This window comes from Lysobacter firmicutimachus (genome assembly GCF_037027445.1).
Taxonomy (GTDB): Bacteria; Pseudomonadota; Gammaproteobacteria; order Xanthomonadales; family Xanthomonadaceae; genus Lysobacter; species Lysobacter firmicutimachus.
The window spans coordinates 4,768,334-4,786,015 of sequence record NZ_JBANDL010000002.1; the positions used below are offsets into that span (position 1 = coordinate 4,768,334).

Sequence of the window (17,682 nt, forward strand, 5' to 3'; positions counted from 1 at the left end):
CCGTTGCCGTTGCCGTTGCCGTTGCCGTTGCCGTAAAGAGATTGGCACCGCATTGAACTTGCGAGAACGTCCTGAAGCCCCGGAGGGCGGCCCGCAGGCAGACGGGCCGTGCGCGGTCAGGCCAGGGAGGGCCGGTGCGGACCAGCCCCGCGCACGCTCCGTCCCATAACGGCTTTTGATCCGAAACCGCCATGGCGTTTTCTTTGGTTACTTTTGACCGAAGGAAATCCCGTAGGACGTTGTCGCCTTGGACAAAGAAAGTGACCCGGCCGCTTGCGGACGGAAGCTTGGCTTTGCGCTTTGCGTCTTAAAGCCTCAGAGGCCTTCGAACGACAAACGCCGCGAGACCGCACGAGCGCAGTCGCGGCTTACGCCGCTCCTACAGGAGGCCCAGGACAAAGACGCGGCGAGAGTGAAGGATGGCGGTCGCGGCTTGCGCCGCTCCTACCTCGCGAGGGTCTCGGGCTTCGATCGATGGCGAAGGCGTTGATTCCTCTGCGCGTCCCGTGGTCGCGGCTCGCGCCGCTCCTACAGTGAGGAAGTGCGGTAACGGCGGCGCAAAACACGAGGGCCCCGCGCGGGACCCTCGGGGCGGCGGCGCCACAACGCCGCCGCGATCGGCCCGGTCCGCGGCCTCAGGCCGCGACTTTGGCGCCGTCGTGGAACTGCTCTTCCTCGGTCGACCCCTTCAGCGCCACGGTCGAGGACTGTCCGCCCTGGATAGTCTGGGTCACCGCGTCGAAATAACCGGTGCCCACCTCGCGCTGATGCTTGACCGCGGTGAAGCCCTTCTCGGCGGCGGCGAACTCGGCCTCCTGCAACTCGACGAAAGCGCTCATCTGTCGGCGCGCGTAGCCGTGCGCCAGGTTGAACATCGAGTAGTTCAGCGAGTGGAAGCCGGCCAGGGTGATGAACTGGAACTTGTAGCCGTAGGAGGCGATTTCCTTCTGGAACTTGGCGATGGTCGCGTCGTCCAGGTTCTTCTTCCAGTTGAAGCTCGGCGAGCAGTTGTAGGCCAGCAGCTTGCCGGGGAACTGGGCGTGGATGGCTTCGGCGAACTGGCGCGCGAACGCCAGGTCCGGCTTGCCGGTCTCGCACCACACCAGGTCGGCGTAGGGCGCGTAAGCCAGGCCGCGGCTGATCGCCTGGTCCAGGCCGTTGCGGGTCTTGTAGAAACCCTCGACGGTGCGCTCGCCGGTGGTGAAGGGCCGATCGTTCGGGTCGATGTCGGCGGTCAGCAGGTCGGCGGCTTCGGCGTCGGTGCGCGCAACGATCAACGTCGGCACGCCCATCACGTCGGAGGCCAGGCGCGCGGCGACCAGCTTCTCGACCGCTTCGCGGGTCGGCACCAGCACCTTGCCGCCCATGTGGCCGCACTTCTTGACCGAGGCCAACTGGTCTTCGAAATGCACGCCGGAGGCACCGGCCTCGATCATGCCCTTCATCAGTTCGAAGGCGTTGAGCACGCCGCCGAAGCCGGCTTCGGCGTCGGCCACGATCGGCTGCAGGAAGTCGACCTCGCCGCTGCCCTCCGAGCACTGGATCTGATCGGCGCGCAGCAGGGTGTTGTTGATCCGGCGCACGACCTGCGGCACCGAGTTGGCCGGATACAGCGACTGGTCGGGGTACATCTCGCCGGCGATGTTGGCGTCGGCGGCGACCTGCCAGCCCGACAGATAGATCGCCTTGAGGCCGGCCTTGACCTGCTGCATGGCCTGGTTGCCGGTCAGCGCGCCGAGGGCGTTGATGAAGTCTTCGGTCTGCAGGTAGTTCCACAGCTTGGCCGCGCCGAGCTTGGCGATGGAGTGCTCGACCGGCACGGTGCCGCGCAGGCGCACCACGTCCTCGGCGGAGTACGGGCGGGTGATGCCGGCCCAGCGCGGATTGGTCGCCCAATCGTGGCGGAGTTGGTCGGCGGTCGGCAGCGTGTGGCTCATGACTTCGATTCCTTAGCGTTGGGTCGGGTGACGTGGGAGTACTGCGTCTGTAGGAGCGGCGTGAGCCTCGACCGCGGCATCCGGCTCGCGATGGCGTCGCGGTTGGGCGGTCGCGGCCGACGACCGAAACCAATCCCGGGGCAAGGCCGCACCTGCAAGTGGCGGGGGATCAGTCGATGCGTTCGTAAGCCGGCAGGGTCAGGAACTCTTCCAGGGTGTCGGCGTGGGTCAGGCGATCGAGCATCGCGATGGCCTCGTCGAGCTTGGAGCCGCCCGGCAGCTTCATGCGCTCGGCGAGCTTGCTCGGCAGGCCGATCAGGGCGCGTTCGAGCAGGGCGAAGTCGACCGGCGTGCCGTCGTCGAGGAACAGGCTGTCGGCATGCAGCCACTGCCACAACTGGGTGCGGGCGATCTCGGCGGTGGCGGCGTCTTCCATCAGCCAGTGGATCGGCACGCAGCCGTTGCCTTCCAGCCAGGCCGCCAGGTAGCGCACGCAAACTTCGACATTGCCCTCGAAACCGGCGCGGGTGACCGTGCCCAGGCAAGGCTTGATCAGGTCATCGCGGATGATCAGCACGTCGTCGCGCAGCACGTGCTGCTGATGCGGGGTCGGCATGCGCTCGTCGAAGATCCGCATCGCCAGCGGGATCAGCGCCGGATGCGCGACCCAGGTGCCGTCGTGGCCGGCGGTGACCTCGCGCAGCTTGTCGGCGCGGACCTTGGCCAGCGCGGCTTCGTTGCCGGCCTCGTCGCCGCTGATCGGAATCTGCGCCGCCATGCCGCCCATCGCGTGCGCGCCGCGCTTGTGGCAGGTCTGGATCAGCAGTTCGGAATAGGCGCGTAGGAACGGCTGGGTCATGGTGACTTGGCCGCGCTCGGGCAGGACCTTGTCGCGGTGCGCGCGGAAGGTCTTGAGGTAGGAGAACACGTAGTCCCAGCGGCCGCAGTTGAGGCCGGCGATGCGCGTGCGCAGCGCGTGCAGGATCTCGTCCATCTCGAACACCGCCGGCAAGGTCTCGATCAGCACGGTGACCTTGATCTGGCCCGGCGCCAGGCCGAGTTCGGCCTCGACCCGGTCGAGCACCTCGTTCCACAGCTGCGCCTCTTCCATCGACTGCAGCTTGGGCAGGTAGAAGTAGGGGCCGCGGTCCAGCGCCGCCAGCGCCTTGGCGTTGTGGAAGGCGAACAGGCCCAGGTCGAACAGGCTGCCGGACATGGCCGCGCCGTCGATGCGCACATGCTTCTCGTCCAGGTGCCAGCCGCGCGGGCGCACCATCAGCACCGCCTGCTCTTCGAACGGCTTGAGGGTGTAGTGCTTGGCGCCGTCCGGAGCCATCCAGTCCAGGGTGCCGGCGACCGCCTTGCGCAGCGCGCGCTGGCCGGTCAGCAGGTTGGCCCAGGTCGGCGAGGTGCTGTCCTCGAAGTCGGCCATGTAGACCTTGGCCCCGGAGTTCAGCGCATTGATGACCATCTTCGGATCGACCGGGCCGGTGATCTCGACCCGGCGGTCGAGCAGCGCGGTCGGCAGCGGGGCGACCCGCCATTGACCGTTGCGGATCGCGGCAGTGTCGGCGCGGAAGTCCGGCAGGCCGCCGGCATCGAAATAGGCCTGGCGCTCGCGGCGCGCGGCCAGGCGGGCCTGGCGCGCCGGTTCGAAGCGGCGGTGCAGACCGGCGAGGAAGTCCAGGGCGGCCGGGGTCAGCAGCGACTCCTGACCGGCCACGACGGCGGTCAGTTCGATGCCGTCGCCCGGCGACCGTTGCTGGGGATGGGGGTCCTGCCACTGCGCGATCACTGCCGACATGGTGCGACTCCTGGGGGAGAGGGCCGCTCCCGACGAGCCGACCCGACGCCTCCGACCATGCGCCGGCGTGTTGTATTTGACAATCAAGTTTTTTCAATGCATATCATTTGCAAAACTTATATTTGTCTGTCACATGACACCGCCCCGCACCCTAAGTCCGCGATTCGCTTACAAAAGCGACCGGCTCAAGCCGCTGCGCGCGTTCTGTCAAACGGCGCGCCTGGGCTCGGTCTCACGTGCGGCTGAGGCGCTTTACCTCAGCCAGCCGGCCGTGACACTGCAGTTACAGGCCCTGGAGCGCGAGATGGGCGTGCGCCTGCTCGAGCGCAGCGGGCGCCGGGTGGCGTTGACCCGCGAGGGCGAGGCGCTGTACGAACTGGCCCGGCCCCTGGTCGAGGGCCTGGACGCTCTGGACGGCACCTTCCGCGAGCGGATCCGCGGCCTGGACGCCGGCGAGCTCAACGTCGCCGCCGGCAGCTCGACCATCCTCTACCTGCTGCCCAAGATCGTCGAAGCCTTCCGCGCCTCGCATCCGGAGGTGCGCCTGACCCTGCACAACGTCACCGGCGCCGGCGGCCTGGACCTGCTGCGCTCGGACGGGGTCGACCTGGCGGTGGGCTCGATGCTCGACGTGCCCGGCGACCTCAGCTACGCCCCGGTGTACCGCTTCGAGCCGATGCTGATCGCGCCGCGCAAGCACCCCCTGGCCCAGCTCGAGCGGGTGACCCTGCAGGACCTCAGCCCCTACGGCCTGATCCTGCCGCCGCAGCGCCTGACCACCTACCGCATGGTCGACCTGGTGTTCCAGCAGAACCGCGTGCCGTACACGGTCGCGCTGGAAGTCGGCGGCTGGGAAGTCATCAAGCAGTACGTGGCGATGGGCCTGGGCATCAGCATCGTCACCGCGATCTGCCTGACCGAGGCCGATCGCGCGCGGCTGTGCGTGCGCTCGCTGGCCGAGTATTTCCCGTCGCGCAGCTACGGCGTGGTGGTGCGCAAGGGCAAGTACCTGTCGCCGCAGGCGCGCGCCTTCACCGAGCTGATCCAGCCGGCGCTGTTCGAGCGCGCGGACTACTACGCGACCGGTCAGTCCGATCGCTGAGCGACGGGCGCCGCGGCGGCGGAAAACAACCGCGGCGGGAGCTCGCGCTCCCGCCGCTGCGCCGCTCGGACGCTGCCGCCCGAGCGGCTATCGATCGACGCGGCTCAGTAGCGCACGCCGATCGTTGCGCCGCTGAAACCGCTGGCCGCGTACAAGCTCAGGTACACATAGCCGGTCGGCGGATTCGGCACCACCAGGGTTTCGGCGTTGCCGGGCTGGGTCGAGCGGTAGTTGTGCGCGGTGCGGGTCGCCCAGCTGCCGTTGGTGTTGATGTACAGGTCGGCATTGCCGCTGCCGCCGGCGACCTCGATGCGCAACTGCGGCGTACCCGCCGGCACGTACAGATAGAAGTACGCCGTGTTGCCCGCGGTCGCGGCGACGTTGCTGCGCGCGCAGTTCCGGCCGAGCTGACGGGTATCCGCGCCGCTGCATTCGGGCAGGCCCGGCGCGGCGACCGCGACCGTGCGCACGGCCTTGGCGGTGGCGCCGCGGTCGTCGGTGACGGTCAGAGTCACGGTGTAGCTGCCGGCTGCGGCGTAGGTCTTGCTCGGGTGCTGCTCGTTCGAGCCGCTGCCGTCGCCGAAGCTCCACTGCCAGGCCACCACGCGCCCGTCCGGATCGGTCGAGCCGTCGCTGAAACGCACGCCCAGCCCGTTGACGGCCGCGGTGAACGCCGCGGTGGGCGTCTGGTTCGGCGTGGTGCCGCAGCCGGAGCCGTCGGGCTGGGCCACGCACGGCAGCCAGGCGCGGAACGCCGCATCGTTGCTGCCGCCCAGGCTGCTCATGTAGCCGGCATAGCCGGTGTAGTTGCCGGGACGGAAGTAACCGAGGATGGCGTTGACCTGCTCGCGGCGCTTCTCGAACATGAAACGCACCGCCAGATAGCCCCAGCGATAGACCAGGTTCTGACCGCTGTTGTAGTCGTTACCGTAGACCCGGCTCAGCGCATGAGTCGCACGCCCGGCCTCTTCCTGCGCCGCGGTATTGGCCAGGTTGCGGTACGAGTAGGACATGTACTCGGCCAGGCCCTCCACCCACCACACGGTCTTCTGCGACATCGCGGCGTTGAAATCGCCGTGCATGTCGAAACGGCCGTCCAGGTAGTGCACGTACTCGTGGGTCAGATTCCAGATCTCGAAGCGCGGCCGCACCCAATCGGCTTCGTGGGCGATGAAGCGCGCCTGGTTGCCGGCCTGGGCCGGGTTGCCTTCCAGGTACATGCCGCCGTTGTTGGTGTCGATGCCGAAGATCGCGCCGGCGTAGATGCCGTAATCGTCGCTGCTGTCGAACACCACCATTTCCAGGGCCGCATTCTGGTCGTTGGCGACCGGCGTGCGTTGGGTGCCCAGGGCCTGGTGGAAGTAGTTCTCCTGGCCGGCGACGATGCTGCAGGCCTCGCCGAACTCGGCCGCGCTCATCGCCTGGGCGCGGATGCGCAGGGTCGCGCTGCAGGTGTGGCGCAGCGGCAGCGCCGCCGCTTCGACCCGCGCCTTGAAGTCGCACAGGCCGTAATAACTGCAGTTGCCGCGATCGTAATAGTCGGCCATTTCGCCGACCCCGACCCACAGCCGAGCGGTCGGGCCGGTCACCGCACCGCGGTCGAGCAGCGCCTTGACCCGCGCGCGCGCCAGGGCCTTGAGGCTGCCGTCGTACTGCAGGAAGCGCCCCAGCTCGCGGCCGGCGTTCGACACCAGATAGGCCTCCGGCTGGCTCAGCCGGGCGAAGTGGCGGTCGGCGAAGCCGTACAGCGACTCGACGATCGACGAATCGGCTTGCACCGCGGCGCGGAACGCCGGGTCCTGGTGGCCGCGGAAGGTCACGTTGTAGGCGTTGTTGACCGCCACCTTCATCCAATAGAACGCGTTGTAGCGGCTGTCGTAGCCGGCGAGCAGGCGCCTGACCACGTACAGATAGCGCGCGTTCTCGACCGCACTGTCGATCAGGGTCACGTACTCGGCCAACGTCTCGCCGTGCACGTCGTCGACGCGGCCGAACTGGGCGTTGGCGGCGAAAGCATCCAGCGCCGGGCGGATCGCGTTCTGCAACGCGGCGCCGTAGCTGCCGACCGAGCTGTCGTAGTACTGCACGTAGTAGCCGGCGCGCAGGAACAGCACCAACTGCAGGGTGCTGTCGGCGTTGCTGCCGTCGTAGCGCTGCGCCGACGTGGTCAGGGCGTTGGCGACGGTGACCATCTGCGCTTCGCGGAAGGTGCCATGGGCGACGCTGCCGCCGAGGCCGAACAGGGCGTTGATGCAATCGGCGTCGGCGGCCTTGATCGCGCTCACCAGGGCGTTGCCGCTGAGCGCGGCGAAACCGTTCGGGTCGCAGGCGGCCTTGGCCGATCGCTTCGCGCTCGCCTTCAGCGAAGGACGCTGCAACAGGTCGCGACCGGAATCGGCCAGATCGTAGGCGCCGGCGTCGGGCTGCAACAGCTGGGGCTGTTGCGGCGCGCGGCGGGCCGGGTCGAGCGATTGCGGCTGACGGTGTTCGCCGTAGATCTGGCGTTCGGTGCTGGGGCTCTTGCGTCCGGCCGAGCGCACGACCGGCGCGCGCGCCGAAGCGATCGTCGATACCGGCCCACGGACCAGTTGCGGCGACGATGGGGCCTCGGCCTGCCATGGCAGGGCGAAACTCAACAGGCTTACGGCGGCGGCCGCCAGCCCGATCAACAGGGCGTGGGCCGGCCGCGGTTTGGGTGCGAAAGACATCGCTTGTCTCCTCTCAGGATAGGCGGCTGCGCCGCCGCGCGCAGCGCGGCCGGTTGCGCAGCCGGGGGCATGACGAGAACGGCGATCGGTGGTGGGCATCTCTCCTGCGTCGTAGGGATCGACGGGCGACGCGCGCCCGCTGCGGGGGATCGGTCCGATCGGCAACGCGGGCGCGACGGCGCCCGGCCCGGCGGGCGATGAGCCTCCGGGAGCTGGCAGGGCGCAATGGAGAGGCGGACAGGCCGCGGAGGAACGGGCGCCGGCCGGGCGCAGCCCGGCACCGGCTGAAGCGCGCCGGCGCTGCGGATTGCGGCCAGGACGGGCCCCCTGACCCGGTCGACCGAGGGCAAGGCCGCCACGGTCATGAAGCCGTCACAAATGCCCGCTAATCGGTATAACGTATACGCTATGACTGCAGCTGGAAGATTTCCGTGACCGCGGTCGAGCGGTGGCGGTCGAGCCGACGAACGGCACACCGGCCGCACCGGATCGGGCGAGATCGGATCGGCGGAACCGGATCGGGCAAGTTCCCGCCGCCGCCCGCGCCTCCTCGCCTCGCCCGCCGCCGGGATCCGACGCCCACCTGCCAGCGCGTGCGGCGCTTGGTTAGACTGTGACGATGAGCATTGTCCCGCGTTCGCTGTCCGACCAAGCCTTCGAAGTGGTGCGCGAACGGATTCTTTCGACCCAGATTCCGCCGCTCACGCCTATCCGCCAGGAATTGCTGGCCGAGGAACTCGGCATCAGCAAGATCCCGCTGCGCGAAGCGCTGGGACGGCTGGAAGAGCAAGGCCTGCTGTGCTCGCACCCGAACCGCGGCTTCTTCGTGCCGGCGCTGACCGCGGTGGAAGCCGAGGAAGTGTTCGCGCTGCGGCTGAAGATCGAGCCCGATGCGGCCGCGGACGCCTGCTGCGACGCCGGCGACGACGAACGCGAGGCCGCGCGCGCGGCGCTGGCCGCACTGGAATCGGCGTCCGACGCCGACGTGCGCAATGCGGTGACCTTCAACCGCCGCTTCCATCTGAGCCTGGTGCGGCCGGGCGGTCGCGCGATCACCACCCAGTTGGTCGAGCGCCTGCACGTATTGGCCGAACGCTACGTGCGCAAGCACCTGGAACCGGAAGGGCGCGAGGCCCGCGCCGCTAGCGAGCACCGGGCCCTGCTCGAGGCCTGGCTGGCGCGCGATGCGGCCCGGGTGTCGCGGTTGCTCAGCGCACACATCGTCTCGACCCTGCACGACCTGCGCCAACAGCTGCCGCCGGCCGACCCGGCGGCGAGCGCCCCGCCGCCGCGCCGCCGCCAGCGCCGCTGAAGCCGCGGCGCCCGCCGTGCGGCGGCGCGCAAGCGCTCAGGTGGTGCCGTGGTGCTTGCCCTGCCAGGGTTTGTACCAGTCGCGGATGCGGCGCATGTCGGCTTCCATGTCGTCGCCGAGATGGAACTCCTGGCCGATCCCGATGACTTTGTCCGGGTAATGGAAATAGGCCGGAATCACCGGCACGTCGGCGGCCTTGGCGATCTTCCAGAAACCGGCCTTCCAGCGCTCGACCACTTTGCGCGTGCCTTCCGGGGCGATTCCGAGCCAGAACTTCTCGGCGCCGCGGATCATCGCGGTGGCCTGGTCGATCACGCCGTGCGCGGCGCTGCGGTCGATCGGGATCACCCCCAGCCGGCGCAGCAGCCAGCCCAGCCCCGGCACCCGGAACAACGACTCCTTGGCGATGATCTTCACGTCCAGGCCGAGCGCGGCCTTGGCGGCGAAGCCCCACACGCCGTCCCAGTTGGACGAGTGCGGGGCGCCGATCAGCACCGCGCGCGGCACGTCGGGAAACTGGCCGACCATGCGCCAGCCGCCCAGGCGCAGGATGCTGCGGCCGATCCAACGGGTCAGACGGTTGGGCGGAACCCGCGGCGCGTTCGGCGGCAGCGGCAGGACGACGTCGTCCGTGGCGGTTCGGTCGGCAGGCATGCGCGCGCGGCTCTCCTTCAATCCCAACTGCGTTGCGAACGCTCGCGCTTGGTCGCGCTGCGTTCGCGCTTGGCCCCGAGCCGGCGCTCCTTGGCGGCGCGGCTGGGCTTGGTGGCGATGCGCGGCTTGGGCGCGCGCAAGCCGCTGTCGACGAACGCCGCCAGACGCTCGCGCGCGTCCTCGCGGTTGCGTTCCTGGGTGCGGAAACGCTGCGCGCTGATCACCAGCACGCCCTCGCCGGTCATGCGCCGGTCGCGCTTGGCCAACAGCCGCGCGCGCACCGCCTCGGGCAGGGTCGGTGACTGCGCGACATCGAAGCGCAGCTCCACCGCCGTGGCGACCTTGTTGACGTTTTGCCCGCCGGGGCCGGTCGAGCGCACGAAGCGTTCGACCAGCTCCTGTTCGGGGATGGTGATGGACTGGGCCGTCATGCGTTCCTCCGCGGGCGATTGTAGACCGGCGCGCGACCGCGCCGATGACGTCGCCTTGACGTTACCGGCCGGTACCGCAGCGACTGCGACCGCTGTCGTTGACGGGGCCGGAACGGAGGGGGACCATGCCCGAACCGGTCGATGGAGGACATCCGCATGAAGCGCCCCCTGCTGTTTTCGCTGCTCGCGCCGGCCCTGGCCTGCGCGCTCGCCGCCCCGGCCTGGGCCCAGTACGACCCGGCCAACGTCGACGCGATGGCCTCGCCGCGCGCCCAGCAGCAGATGCGCCAGTCGGCCCAGGCGGTGGCCGAAACCATGGTCGGACGCCGCGCCAACGCCACCGACCAGCGCGTCCTGGACCAGTACATGAGCCAGCAGAATGCACTGGCGCGGCAGCTGCAGAGCGCCGCCCATGCCGCCGGCGGCGCCCTGCCCGCCGGCTACGGCACCGCGCCCGCGTACCTCGAGGCGGGCGACGAAGGCTATGCCAGCCTGCCCCACGACAGCCGCGACGGCGAGCTCAGCCCGTCCGAGCTGCAGGCCCTGACCCGGCTGGCGCAAACCCCGGAAGGCCGGCGGGTGATGCAGCAGCTGAGCCAGCAGGGCTACGACGTCGGCAACCGCGGCGCGGCTTACGGCTACGGCAGCGGGCCGGCGCAGAAGCCGGGCCGGGTGCTCGGCCAGGCCTTCCTGCTCGACCTGCTCAACGCCGCGCACAACTCCGCGCTGCGGCCGAAGGTCATCTACAAGGACGGTTCGCGGCCCTGAGGCCGGGCCGCACGCGCGGCGCCGACCCCTCGCCGCACGCATTGACGCCGCCGTGCGCGGCGCCGACCATGCCGGCTTCTTTCATGGAGGAAGCCCGATGCGTCTGTCCCGCCCCCTGCTCGCCGCGTCCCTGTACGCCGCGTTCTGCCTCGCCCCGGCCCAGGCCGCGCGCCCGAGCGACGCCCAGATCGACCAGCTGATGGAGTCGATGAACTACGAGCGCATGAGGCGCGAGATCGTGCAGCAGATGCGCGGTTCGGCTGAAATGATGGCCCAGGCCGCCGCCGGCGATCAGCTCACTCCCGAACAGCGCGCCAGCCTCGCCAAGGCGATGGAAAAGCAGATGGCGTCGGTGGAGAAACTGCTGGAGTGGAAGCAGGTCGCGCCGATCTACCGCAAGGTGTACGGCGACGTGTTCGAAGCCGCCGAAGTGCAGGCGATGATCGATTTCTACCGCACCCCGGCCGGCAAGAGCATCCTGGAAAAGATGCCGCTGGCGATGGGCCGCACCATGCAGGAAATGCAGCCGCTGATGAAGCGCCTGTTCGAAGACATGCAACGCGATCTGCAGCGCGACATGCAGGCGTTGATGCTCGAGTCCGGCGATCACGCCGGCCACGATCACGGCCACGAGCCGGTCCCGGCGCCGTATGCCCCGCCGGCGCCCCCTGCGCCTCCGGCCCCGCCGAAGCCGTCCAAGGGCGACTGAGCCCGCGCCGCCTCGCTCAGCCCGACGGCGGCGCGTCCAGGCCGAACAACGCCAGCGCCTTGGCGAACTCGGCGTCGACCCGCGCCGACGCCTCGATCCGGCGCCCGTCCGCCGGATGAGCGAACGCCAGGCGCTGCGCGTGCAGCAGCATGCGATGGATGCCGAGCATGCGGAACTGGCGGTTGTGGCGGCCGTCGCCGTGGCTGGTGTCGCCGATCAGGTGATGCGAGAGATGCTTGAGGTGGCGGCGGATCTGGCGGAAGCGCCCGGTCAGCGGCTGCGCCCGCAACAGCGCGTAGCGCGAGGTGGGGAATCCGGCCGAAGGCAGGTCCAGCTCGGCCCGTGCCAGCACCCGGAACCGCGTCTGCGCCGGCTTCTTGAGCGGCTTGCCGGGGCCGCCGTCGAGGTCGTGATCGACCTCGAACGCGTCCTCGCCCGGCCAGCCGCGGCACACGGCCAGATAGTCCTTTTCCACCTCGCGCGACATCAGCACCTTGCCCAGGGCCGAAGCCGTCTCGCGCTCGAACGCCAGCAACAGGCAGCCGCTGGTGGCCCGGTCGAGGCGGTGGACCAGGAAGATCGGCCGGCCGAACTGCTCGCGCAGGCGGTCGGCGACGAAGTCGGTCTCGCCGCGCGCCAGCGCGCTGTCGTGAACCATCAGCCCCGCCGGCTTGTCGATGACTGCCAGGACCTCGTCGGCGTACAGCACCGGTAGTGCGCTGTCGGCGGCGGCAGGGTTCGGAATTGCATCGTTCATGCGGCCGGGCATCGCCTCGAAAGTGTCCGGCGGCTATTTTCGTCTATTGCGTCCGGCGCTCCCAGCCCGGCGCCGTTAACAGGAAGCTTTCATGACGCCGTTTCTGCCTTCGCCCCGCCCCGCCCTGCTCGCCGCCGCGCTGGCCCTGGCCTGCGCCTTCGGTCCTGCCGCAGCCGCGCCGACGCCGTTGCCGACGGGCGTGCAGGCCGGCCCCTGCGTCGAGGGCATCTGCGAATACCGGCTCGGCAACGGCCTGCGCGTGCTGCTGTTCCCCGACGCGAGCCGGCCGACGGTGACCGTGAACCTGATCTACCGGGTCGGCTCCAAGCAGGAGAACTACGGCGAAACCGGCATGGCGCACCTGCTGGAGCATCTACTGTTCAAAGGCACGCCGACGCATCGCGACATTCCCGGCGAGATGAAGAAGCGCGGCATCGGCTTCAACGCCGAGACCTCGCTGGAGCGCACCAACTACTACGCCAGCTTCCCCGCCAACGATGCCACCCTGGACTGGCTGCTCGGTCTGGAAGCCGACCGCATGGTCCATTCCGACATCGCCCGCAAGGACCTCGACAGCGAGATGACGGTGGTCCGCAACGAAATGGAGAACGGCGAGAACAGCCCGGCCGCGGCGCTGGTCGAACGGGTGCGATCGACCGCCTACCTGTGGCACCGCTACGGCAACAGCACCATCGGCGCGCGCAGCGACGTCGAAGGCGTGCCGATCGAACGCCTGCAGGCCTATTACCGCGCCTGGTACCGGCCCGACAACGCGACCCTGGTGCTGGCCGGCCGCTTCGACCCCGCCGCGACCCTGGGCTCGATCGCGCGCCGCTTCGGCCCGATCGCGCGTCCGGCCGAACCGATGCGGTCGTTCTACACGGTCGAGCCGGCGCAGGACGGCGAACGCGAGGTCACCGTGCGCCGGGTCGGCGACATCCGCCTGCTGATGGCCGCCTACCACATCCCGGCCGCGACCCATGCCGACGCGGCCGCGCTGGCCGTACTCGAAGACGTGCTCGGCCACGTGCCGGGCGGGCGCCTGCACAAGGCCCTGGTCGAAACCGGCCTGGCGGCCAGCGCCGGCGGCGGCGCCGAACAGATGCGCGACCCGGGCTTGTTCAGCGCGATCGCGGCCTTGCCCAAGGACGGCGACGAGGCCAAGGCCCGGCAAGCCCTGCTCGACCAGCTCGAACAGATCGCACGCCAGCCGGTCACCGCGGCCGAAGTCGAAGCCGCGCAGCAACGGCTGCGCAACGGCTTCGAACTGGCCTACACCAACGTGTCCTCGGTCGCGATGGGCCTGTCCGACGCGGTCGCCAGCGGCGACTGGCGGCTGTACTTCCATCAGCGCGATGCGCTGGACAAGGTCACCGCGCAGGACGTCAACCGGGTCGCGCGCGACTATCTGACCGCCAACAACCGCACCTTCGGCCGCTTCGTGCCCAGCCAGACCGCGCAGCGCGCGGCGATCCCCGCCGCCCCGGATGCTGCCGTCCTGCTCAAGGACTACGTCGGCAAGGCCGCGGTCGCGGCCGGCGAGCATTTCGATCCGACTCCGGCCAACATCCAGGCGCGCACCGAAACCGTGGTCATCGACACCGGCGGCGGGCGCTCGCTCAAGCTCGCCCTGCTGCCGAAAAAGACCCGCGGCGGCACGGTCAGCGTCACCGCCTCGTTCAATTTCGGCAACGTCGACGCGCTCAAAGGCCGCGAAGTCGCCGGCAGCGTCGCCGGCGCGCTGATGATGCGCGGCGCGCAAGGCCTGAGCCGCGAGCAGATCGACCAGCGCTTCGATGCGCTCAAGACCGCCGCGCGCGTCGGCGGCAGCCTGCAGTCGGCGCGCATCGACCTGACCACCCGCCGCGAACAACTCGCCGACGCGCTGTCCCTGGCGGCGCAGGTGCTGCGCACGCCGACCTATCCCGATGCCGAATTCGAGCAGTACCGGCTGCAGGCGATCACCGGCATGGAAGCCTCGCGCCAGGAGCCCGGCAGCATCGCCGGCCTGGCCCTGGCCAAGCACTTCGACCCGTGGCCGGCCGGGCATCCGTTGCGCGCGCTGAGCCTGGACGAATCGCTGGCCGCGCTCAAAGCGCTCAAGCTCGCCGACGTGCGCGCCTTCCACCGCGACTTCTACGGCACGGCCGAAGGCCAGATCAGCGTGGTCGGCGATTTCGACCCGGTCGCGCTCAAGCGCCAGTTGCAAAGCCTGTTCGCCGATTGGCGCGCGCCGCAGGCGTTCGCGCCGATCGCCACAAGTTACACCGCGGTCGCCGCCGAACAGCGCCGCTTCGAAACCCCGGACAAGCCCAACGGCGTGTTGCTGGCGCGCGCCAACCTCTCGCTGAAGGACACCGATCCCGACTACCCGGCCCTGGTCGCAGCCAACTACATCCTCGGCGGCGGCACGATCAAGTCGCGCCTGGGCGACCGCATCCGCCAGCGCGACGGCCTCAGTTACGGAGTCGGCAGCGACATCGACGCCGACACCAGCCGCGACGGCCGCGACGACGCCGGCAACTGGTCGGTGGAGGCGATCGCCGCGCCGGAGAACCTGGACAAGGTCGAACGCGCCATGCGCGAGGAAATCGACCGCCTGCTGCGCGACGGCGTGCAGGCCGACGAATTGCGCGATGCGGTGTCCGGCCTGCTGACCCAGCGCGAACAGGCGCGCGCCTCCGACGCCGCCATCGCCGCGGGGCTGGCCGGCAATCTGTTCTACGGCCGTACCATGCAGTTCTCCGCCGACTTCGACGCCGCGCTCAAGGCGCTGACCGTCGATCAGGTCAACGCCGCGATCCGCAAGCACCTCAAGCCGGACCAGCTCAGCGTCTACCTGGCCGGCGATTTCGCCGCCGCGGCCAAAGGCGGCTCGCCGGCGAAGGCTCCGGCCACGGGGGCGGCATCCGCGGCCGGCGATGCCGGCGCGGGCCAGTAAGCGCGGCCGGACGCCGACAGGCCGTGCCGGGTGGCCGGCGGATGCGCGCTCGGCTACGGACGCTCGCGCCGCGGCCGGCGAGCTCGCAGTCGCGGCTCGCGCCGCTCCTACCCCGCGCGCATCGTCGTCCGCACCCGCTCTATAGCTTCCCTTTGAAAAGGAAGCGGAGGGATTCAGGTTGCCGTTGCTGCTGCCGCGCCCTACCCGCCGCGCGGCCGCCGCGGCCATGCCGCCAGCAGGGCCCACAGGCCGCCCAGTCCGGCGATCCAGGACGAGGCCGGGATCGACCAGAACCTCGGCCCGCCGGACTCCATGCCGTACAGCACCGCCGCCACGATTAGCAGGCCGGTGCCGAGAATCGCCGACACCGTGCGCCGCACCGCATCCTGGATGCTGCGGTTGAGATCGATGATGTCCTGCGAGCGCATCTTCAGCTCGTGCTCGCCCGAGACCTGCTGGTTCAACCAGGTGTGCAGCAGCCGCGGCATTTCCGGCGCGCGCGTGACCAGCTCCGGCAGGCGCTTGCGGAACTCGCCGGCCAACCGCTGCGGGCTGTAGCGCTCCAGCAGGATGCGCTGCAGCACCGGCCGCGCCACCGCCCAGATGTCGAGCTTGGGATCGAGCAGGCGGCCGACGCCTTCGATGTTGAGCAGGGTCTTCTGCAGCAGGATCAGCTGCGGCTGCAGGGTCAGTTCGTAGCGCTGCGCGGTGCGGAACAGCTTGACCAGCACCTCGGCCAGCGAGATCTCGCTCAGCGGCCGGGTGAAGTACGGCTCGCACACCGCGCGCGTGGCGGCCTCGAGCTCGTCGATGCGCATGTGCGCCGGAATCCAGCCGGCCTGCACATGCAGCTCGGCGATGCGGCGGTAGTCGCGGTTGAAGATCGCCATGAAGTTCTCGGCGAGGTAGTACTGATCCTCGTCCGACAACTGGCCCATGATGCCGAAGTCCAGGGCGATGAAGCGCGGATTGCTGCGCCGCGCGGGATCGCTGTCGACCCAGATGTTGCCGGCGTGCGCGTCGGCGTGGAAGAAATTGTCGCGGAACACCTGGGTGTAGAACACCCGCACGCCCTTGGCGGCCAGCGCCCGGCGGTCGATGCCGGCGGCGTCGAGCGCGGCGATGTCGTCGGAAGGAATGCCGTACACCCGCTCCAGGGTCAGCGCGCGCTCGCTGGTGTGCGACCAGATCACCTCGGGCACGTACATGTCGTCGCTGTCGGCCCAGAACCGGCGCAGCACGCTGGCGTTGGCGCCCTCGCGCTGCAGGTCCAGTTCGGCGGCGAGGGTGCTTTCGATCTCGGCCACCACCGCGCGCGGGCGGATCTTGTCGGCCTTGGGATGGGCGCGCTCGACCAGCGCGGCCAGCGCCTTGAGCAGGGCGATGTCGCCCGCGATCTTGCCCTCGATGTCGGGGCGCAGCACCTTGACCACGACCTCGCGCCCGCCGTGCAGGCGCGCGGCGTGGACCTGGGCGATCGACGCCGAGGCCAGCGGCTCGATATCGAAGGAGTCGAAGGCCTCGTCGATGCGCCGCTCCAGCGCCGCCTCGACGATCCTGCGAGCGGTCTCGCCGTCGAACGGCGCGACCCGGTCCTGCAGCAGGGCCAGCTCGATCGCGATGTCCGGCGGCACCAGGTCGCGGCGGGTGGAGAGGATCTGGCCGAACTTGACGAAGATCGGCCCCAGTTCCTGCAACGCCAGGCGCAGGCGCGCGCCGCGCGACATCGCCGCGACCTCGGCCGAGGCGCGCGGCACGAACGGCCGCGCCAGCTTGAGCCAACGCTCGAACGGAGTGTCGTCGAGCAGCGCGTCCAGACGATAGCGCAGCAGCACGCGGCCGATGCGCCAGGCGCGGGCGGCCGACCTCATGCGCGCCGCCCGGCGCGGTCGCGCAGGCGCGCCACGCGCGCAGCCAGGCGCTCGACGTCGTCGCGCACCGCGTCGACGTCGTCGTGGAAGGCGTTGAGTTCGTCGCGCGGCACCACGTCGCGCGATTCCTCGGTCACGTACTCGGCGACGTTGCCGGCCAGCGCGCCGGCGGCGCCGCGAGCGTGGCGCAGAGCCGCGGCGATGGTGTCGGCGATCTGCACCCCGAGCACTTCGCCGAAGGCCGCGGCGAAGGGTTGGCGCCAGTCCGGATCGAAACGCTCGGCCAGCCGCTGCAGGCGCCGGGCCAGATCGGCATCGCCTTCGATGCGCAGCTGCCCGACCGGCGCGGCGCGCTCGTTGCGCGCTGCGCCGAGCAGGTTCGGCAATTGCGACAGGATCGCGCCCAGGGTGCTGCGCACGGCCAGATCGGGCTCGTCGCTGCTGCGCACCGGGCCCACTTCGAGCCGGTCGCCGGCGACCAGGATCCGCATCGCCAGCGACGGCGAGGCCAGGTGCAGGGCGATGCTGCGTCCGTCGAGCGCGCGCAGGCCGTCGCGGGTGTCGGGGTCGAGCGCCAGGGCGCGGTTCAGCGCGGCTTCGAGGGCGCGCCCGGCCAAGGGCTTGAGCGCATCCAGGGGCGAGGCGGAGTCGGTCATGCGGCCATTCTAGCCGGCTCGCCGCAAGCGGC

At 70.0% G+C, this 17,682-nt stretch carries 13 protein-coding genes; 5 read left to right on the forward strand and 8 right to left on the reverse strand.

Going from position 1 to position 17,682, the window contains the following annotated elements; translation table 11 throughout:
• Positions 1-635: 635 nt before the first annotated feature.
• Both aceA and aceB read right to left on the reverse strand, forming a co-directional pair.
• Positions 636-1,937, reverse strand: a complete 1,302-nt coding sequence (aceA, locus tag V2J18_RS20635) for an isocitrate lyase (RefSeq protein WP_336132747.1) — start codon at positions 1,935-1,937, stop codon at positions 636-638.
• Between the two features lie 169 nt (positions 1,938-2,106).
• Positions 2,107-3,741: a malate synthase A gene (gene aceB, locus V2J18_RS20640; protein ID WP_336132748.1), complete on the reverse strand. Its 1,635-nt coding sequence runs from the start codon at positions 3,739-3,741 to the stop codon at positions 2,107-2,109.
• Between the two features lie 133 nt (positions 3,742-3,874).
• Between aceB and V2J18_RS20645 the strand changes: the two genes are divergently transcribed.
• Positions 3,875-4,843 (forward strand): LysR family transcriptional regulator, encoded by a 969-nt coding sequence (locus tag V2J18_RS20645; RefSeq protein WP_064746893.1) that lies wholly within the window; start codon positions 3,875-3,877, stop codon positions 4,841-4,843.
• Positions 4,844-4,947: 104 nt separating this feature from the next.
• Here the strand turns inward: V2J18_RS20645 and V2J18_RS20650 are convergent, their stop codons facing one another.
• Positions 4,948-7,551, reverse strand: a complete 2,604-nt coding sequence (locus V2J18_RS20650; protein WP_336132749.1) for a collagenase — start codon at positions 7,549-7,551, stop codon at positions 4,948-4,950.
• A 619-nt stretch (positions 7,552-8,170) separates the two neighbouring features.
• Here V2J18_RS20650 and V2J18_RS20655 point away from each other — a divergent pair.
• A complete protein-coding gene (locus V2J18_RS20655; RefSeq protein WP_336132750.1) occupies positions 8,171-8,863 on the forward strand; it encodes a GntR family transcriptional regulator in 693 nt (230 codons plus the stop codon).
• A 36-nt stretch (positions 8,864-8,899) separates the two neighbouring features.
• Here V2J18_RS20655 and V2J18_RS20660 read toward each other — a convergent pair whose 3' ends face one another.
• Together V2J18_RS20660 and arfB are read right to left on the reverse strand one after the other, a co-directional pair.
• Positions 8,900-9,517, reverse strand: a complete 618-nt coding sequence (locus V2J18_RS20660; protein WP_064749114.1) for a lysophospholipid acyltransferase family protein — start codon at positions 9,515-9,517, stop codon at positions 8,900-8,902.
• Positions 9,518-9,534: 17 nt separating this feature from the next.
• Positions 9,535-9,948 carry an alternative ribosome rescue aminoacyl-tRNA hydrolase ArfB gene (gene arfB / locus V2J18_RS20665; RefSeq protein ID WP_064749048.1) on the reverse strand — a complete coding sequence of 138 codons (414 nt, stop codon included), beginning with the start codon at positions 9,946-9,948 and terminating at the stop codon, positions 9,535-9,537.
• A 156-nt stretch (positions 9,949-10,104) separates the two neighbouring features.
• On the opposite strand from arfB, the gene V2J18_RS20670 reads away from it, so the two are divergent.
• The gene (locus V2J18_RS20670; protein WP_064749050.1) at positions 10,105-10,716 is read left to right on the forward strand and encodes a hypothetical protein; all 612 of its coding nucleotides are present in this window, start codon (positions 10,105-10,107) and stop codon (positions 10,714-10,716) included.
• A gap of 97 nt (positions 10,717-10,813) precedes the next feature.
• Entirely contained in the window at positions 10,814-11,425 is a 612-nt protein-coding gene (locus tag V2J18_RS20675) for a DUF2059 domain-containing protein (protein ID WP_336132751.1), read from the forward strand.
• Between the two features lie 16 nt (positions 11,426-11,441).
• Here V2J18_RS20675 and V2J18_RS20680 read toward each other — a convergent pair whose 3' ends face one another.
• Positions 11,442-12,182 carry a pseudouridine synthase gene (locus V2J18_RS20680; RefSeq protein ID WP_425606085.1) on the reverse strand — a complete coding sequence of 247 codons (741 nt, stop codon included), beginning with the start codon at positions 12,180-12,182 and terminating at the stop codon, positions 11,442-11,444.
• A gap of 91 nt (positions 12,183-12,273) precedes the next feature.
• Between V2J18_RS20680 and V2J18_RS20685 the strand changes: the two genes are divergently transcribed.
• Positions 12,274-15,123, forward strand: a complete 2,850-nt coding sequence (locus V2J18_RS20685; RefSeq protein ID WP_336132752.1) for a M16 family metallopeptidase — start codon at positions 12,274-12,276, stop codon at positions 15,121-15,123.
• 200 nt (positions 15,124-15,323) lie between these two features.
• Here V2J18_RS20685 and ubiB read toward each other — a convergent pair whose 3' ends face one another.
• A complete protein-coding gene (gene ubiB / locus V2J18_RS20690; protein ID WP_064749057.1) occupies positions 15,324-16,994 on the reverse strand; it encodes a ubiquinone biosynthesis regulatory protein kinase UbiB in 1,671 nt (556 codons plus the stop codon).
• Positions 16,991-17,650, reverse strand: coding sequence for a ubiquinone biosynthesis accessory factor UbiJ (locus V2J18_RS20695; RefSeq protein WP_336132753.1), 660 nt, complete (start codon positions 17,648-17,650; stop codon positions 16,991-16,993). The genes ubiB and V2J18_RS20695 overlap by 4 nt, the downstream gene beginning before the upstream one ends.
• Positions 17,651-17,682 lie beyond the last annotated feature (32 nt).